The following is a 3,617-nucleotide window of genomic DNA, read 5'->3' as shown; positions in this document are numbered from 1 at the left end:
GGCCACCGCATGGCCGAGCACACCCGCCGCTGGGATCAGCCCTCTGATCACATCCCGCTGATCACCGAGTTTGCGCTTTGAGCGATACGAACGGTCCGCGTGCGGTCGCGCTCGCGCTCGATGCGCTGCGCCATGGCTGGGCGATCCGGGTCGAAGGCGAAGGCGGCGCGCTCGATCTGCTCCCCGCCGAAACCGCGTTCGTGCAGCCGGGGATTTATGCCGCGCGCATGCTGATTTCCGCCGCGCGCGCCGCCACGCTCAAGCTGGCCAACCAGCGCGACGCCGCCGTGCCCGAAACCCCGGTGCTGATCCACGGGGCAGAGCCGTTCTCGCTCCATGCCGCGCGCGCGCTCGCCGATCCCGCGCTCGATCTGCTCCACCCTATGCGCGGCCCCTTCCGCGCCGAGCCGGTCGCGGCCTACCAGGCGGCGAGCGCAGCGCTCGATCTCGCGCGGCTGGCCGGCATCCTGCCCGCCTTTCTGGTCTCGGCCGGGGTCGAACCCGCCGCCACCGTCACCCCGGCCGCGCTCGCCGCGTTCAAGGATCCGCAGAGTCTCTCGATCCAGGCGCGCGCGCGCCTCCCGGTCATGGCCTGCGATGCCGCCGAAATCGTCGCATTCCGCGCGCGCGACGATCTGCGCGAACATGTCGCGCTGATCATCGGCGCGCAGAACGGCGACCGCCCGCCGCTGGTGCGGCTGCACAGCGAGTGCCTCACCGGCGACATCCTTGGCAGCCTCAAATGCGATTGCGGGCCGCAGCTCGATGCCGCGCTGGCGCGCATGGCCGAGGAAGCGCGCGATGGCGCTGGTTGGGGCGTGCTGCTCTATCTCAGGCAAGAAGGGCGCGGCATCGGCCTGATCAACAAGCTGCGCGCCTATGAATTGCAGGATCAGGGGTTCGACACGGTCGATGCCAACGAACGGCTCGGCCTGCCCAATGAAGCGCGCGATTTTCCGGTCGCGGCGCGCATGCTCGATCTGCTGGGCGTCTCCGCCGTCCGCCTGCTCACCAACAACCCGGCCAAAGTCGCCTCGCTCGAAAGCGTCGGCGTCACCGTGCTCGAACGCGTCCCCCACGAACTCCCCGCCAACCCCCACAATGCCCGCTACCTCGCCACCAAACGCGACCGGTCGGGGCATTTGCTGGGGTAAGCGCAAAGAGCAGGACAAGCGCCGCCCAACCGAATCATGCTCGTCACCCTGAACTTGTTTCAGGGTCCATCGTGCCGCGACGCCGGTGCTCGGTGGCACAAGCCCCTACCGCCGCCAAGCTCTTGAATTTCAAGCCTCGGTGCCAGCCGAGAGATGGACCCTGAAACAAATTCAGGGTGACGGAAAAGCAGAGGAGTGGCCAAATCCTCGCCCCCTCAAAACCCGCGCAGCACTTCCAGAAACCGGTCGCCGAAGGCCTCCAGCTTGCGCGTGCCCACGCCGCCGATCGCGGCGAGCGCGGCGCGGTCCGCCGGGCGCTGCGCCGCCATGTCGCGCAGCACCGAATCGTGGAAGATCACATAAGGCGGCACCCCCGCCTCCAGCGCCAGCTCGCGCCGCAGCGCGCGCAGCGCATCAAACAGCGGATCACCCAAAGGATTGAGCGCCGCCGCCGCGCTCTTGCTCTTGCGGCTCGTCCGTTCGGCACGCGGCGCGACCACCAGATCGAGCTGCGCCTCCCCTTTCAGGATCGCCCGCGCATCCCCGCCCAGCGCCAGCCCGCCATGCTCGGTCGGCACCAGCGCACCCCGCGCCTGAAGCGCGCGGCTGACCTGCCGCAGCAGCGGCGCTTCGTCGGCCGAGACAATGCCGAACACTGAGAGCTGATCGTGCGCGCGCTGCGTCACGCGTTCATCCGCCTGCCCCGTCAGCACTTTCTCGATATGGCCGAACCCGAACGACTGCCCGGTGCGATAGATCGCCGAGAGCACCTTGCGCGCCAGCTCGGTGGCGTTGGTCACCCCCGGCGCGTGCAGGCAATTGTCGCAATTGCCGCAAGCGACCGGCGGGTCCTCGCCGAAATGGCGCAGCAGCACCGCGCGGCGGCAGGTGGGCACCTCGACCAGCCCGGCCATCGCCTCCAGACGGGTGTTCTCGCCCGCGCGGCGCGCTTCCTCCACTTCCATAAGCCGCTGGCGCGCCCGGGCAAAATCTTCCGGCCCCCACAGCAGCAGGGCCACCGCTGGATCGCCGTCGCGCCCCGCGCGCCCGGTTTCCTGATAATAACCCTCGATCGATTTGGGCAGCGCGGCATGCGCGACAAAGCGCACATCGGGCTTGTCGATCCCCATGCCGAACGCCACCGTGGCGACCATCACCATGTCCTCGCTCGCCACAAACGCGGCCTGATTGGCGGTGCGCACCTCGCTCGGCAGCCCGGCATGATAGGGCAGCACGGGCCGCGCCTTGGTCGCCAGCTGGTCGGCCAGCTTCTCCACTTGCGCGCGGGTCGGCGCATAGATGATCCCCGGCCCGGGATGATCGGCCATCAGCGCTTTCAACTGGCGCAGCGGATTGTCGCGCGGGGTCACGCCGTAGCGGATGTTGGGCCGGTCGAACCCCGCCACGATCAGCCCGTCCGCCGCAATGCCCAGCTGCTCGAGGATATCCTGCCGCGTGTGGTGGTCCGCCGTGGCGGTCAACGCGAGGCGCGGCACTTCCGCAAAGGCATCGAGCATCGGGCGCAGCAGGCGGTAATCGGGCCGGAAATCGTGGCCCCATTCGGAAACGCAGTGCGCCTCGTCGATGGCGAACAGCGAGACTTGCGCGCGCGACAGCAGGTCGCGGAAATGCGGCTGGCTGGCCCGCTCAGGCGCCACATAGAGCAGATCGAGTTGGCCGCTGCGAAACAGGTCGATGGTCTGTTCGCGGTCGGTATCCACGCTGGTCAGCGCGGCGGCGCGGATGCCATTGGCCCGCGCCCCGCGCAGCTGATCATGCATCAGCGCGATCAGCGGCGAGATTACCACGCAGGTGCCCTCGAACATCACCGCCGGCAACTGATACGTCAGCGACTTGCCCGCCCCCGTCGGCATCACCGCCAAGGTCGATTGCCCCTGCAACACCCGCGCCACCACCTGATCCTGCACGCCCCGGAATGCGGCAAAGCCGAACACGCGGCTGAGTGTCCCCAGCGCTTCCTCAGGCGTGGGCGGCGGCAGTGCCTCGCGCGGCGCAAACATCGGCGTGCGCTCATCGGCATAGGGATCAAACCCCGGATCGCCATCCTGAAACGGCGCGCCGAGATCGGGCATGTCCCCGAAGCCTGGGTCTTCATCCAAATCGAAAGGCGCGCCGGGGTCTGTCACCGCGCCGCTATGGCAGATCGCAGCAGGATAAGAAAATCCCGTGAGGCGGGCTTTATCCACCGGGACTGCGGGTGGCGCTTATTGCCCGGCCCTGCGGCAACCGTATCCCTTGCTTTGGCACACCAAGTCGACGGCCGCCATCGCCAGAGTTAGGGTCATCCCAAGCACTTAGAGCGTTTTCCGATCATTCTGGATCATAGCCACACGAACTGAAGTAGTTGGCGCATTCGTCCGGCTTGAAGATGTCAACGAGTCTGCCGATGAGGTCCCACAGGCCGGAGACGGTTCGTTCGCCTGCTTTGCGCAGCATGGCCTT

Annotated in this window: 2 protein-coding genes and 1 pseudogene; 1 reads left to right on the top strand and 2 read right to left on the bottom strand. The window is 67.8% G+C overall.

What is annotated here, in order from left to right:
* The first annotated feature begins 77 nt into the window (after window positions 1-77).
* Window positions 78-1,154 (top strand): GTP cyclohydrolase II, encoded by a 1,077-nt coding sequence (gene ribA / locus Q0O40_RS15655; RefSeq protein WP_295532033.1) that lies wholly within the window; start codon window positions 78-80, stop codon window positions 1,152-1,154.
* A gap of 215 nt (window positions 1,155-1,369) precedes the next feature.
* Here ribA and recQ read toward each other — a convergent pair whose 3' ends face one another.
* Both recQ and Q0O40_RS15645 read right to left on the bottom strand, forming a co-directional pair.
* Complete coding sequence (recQ, locus tag Q0O40_RS15650) at window positions 1,370-3,247, bottom strand: DNA helicase RecQ (RefSeq protein WP_295532030.1); 1,878 nt, start codon at window positions 3,245-3,247, stop codon at window positions 1,370-1,372.
* Window positions 3,248-3,485: 238 nt separating this feature from the next.
* Window positions 3,486-3,617 (bottom strand): annotated as a pseudogene (locus Q0O40_RS15645) (IS630 family transposase); the annotation flags it as partial.

The organism is Novosphingobium sp. Chol11 (genome assembly GCF_945870625.1).
Classification (GTDB): Bacteria; Pseudomonadota; Alphaproteobacteria; order Sphingomonadales; family Sphingomonadaceae; genus Novosphingobium.
The sequence above is the reverse complement of the archived record's forward strand: the minus strand, read 5'-3'. Positions and strand labels throughout refer to the sequence as shown.

Bases quoted from the DNA above. Each gene is read 5' to 3' on its own strand.
- recQ (WP_295532030.1), bottom strand. From the start codon at position 3,247: ATGCCCGATCTCGGCGCGCCGTTTCAGGATGGCGATCCGGGGTTTGAT.